At 29.2% G+C, this 807-nt stretch carries 1 protein-coding gene; it reads right to left on the reverse strand.

Going from position 1 to position 807, the window contains the following annotated elements:
• Positions 1–185: 185 nt before the first annotated feature.
• Positions 186–788: a hypothetical protein gene (locus Q1B37_RS24190; RefSeq protein ID WP_299903347.1), complete on the reverse strand. Its 603-nt coding sequence runs from the start codon at positions 786–788 to the stop codon at positions 186–188.
• Positions 789–807 lie beyond the last annotated feature (19 nt).

The following is an 807-nucleotide window of genomic DNA, read 5'->3' on the forward strand; positions in this document are numbered from 1 at the left end:
CAACGTTTTATATATGTGTTGTAGCAAAGCAAAATGTTACCTTGCTTTTTGATTTTTCTGCGCATTGGTTGCTAACTTTTACTTTCTGCAAGCATTGCGCCTTACCAAAAATACAACAACCTTTCGATTGATCACTTTGCTGCTATGACATCATATATCGTGTTGTACACAGTTTTTATTTTACACTACTTTTCAGCACGTTTTTGCCCATTGTTTTGGGTCAAATAATTTATTGCAATTAAAACTTGTATGTTGTAATCATTTAAATTTAAATCGTTTGGATTCGTGTATATATGATTTTGTAATGAAGCATTGCTTGGAACATCGCCAGATGCATAAATTTCTTTAACATAGTTGGAAACATAATTGTTTCTATTTCCTATTACGTTGAGAAATTCCAAATATTTTCCAGAAGTATTTATACCTCCAGATTTATATTTAGTTTCTTCCGAGTGTTGTTGGCTTTTTTGGAAACTCCATATTTCTTTAAAAGTTTCATTTGAAAGCGAATTATACATTTCGTTTTGTTTTTCAAAATCTACTTTTTCAAGAATAGGACTCCATCCATTATTAACTAGTTCCGGAAGGATTTTTTTAAAACAATCTTCGAAATCAGATGCTTTATTGTTTTCACATATCTGTTCAATAAAGAATTCGGTTATTTTGTTAAAATCCGAAATTTGATCTTCAGTGAAGTGTATTTTTAATTCAGGCGTACTTATTTCTGATTTACAAGAAGTTAAAATCAGTAAAATTCCAGATAATAATATTCTAGTATTTTTTTTCATAGAATTGTGTACAACGTTT

Source organism: uncultured Aquimarina sp. (assembly GCF_947492965.1).
GTDB lineage: Bacteria > Bacteroidota > Bacteroidia > Flavobacteriales > Flavobacteriaceae > Aquimarina.

Coding starts and splice junctions, on each gene's coding strand:
- Q1B37_RS24190 (WP_299903347.1), bottom strand. CDS start 788: ATGAAAAAAAATACTAGAATATTATTATCTGGAATTTTACTGATTTTA.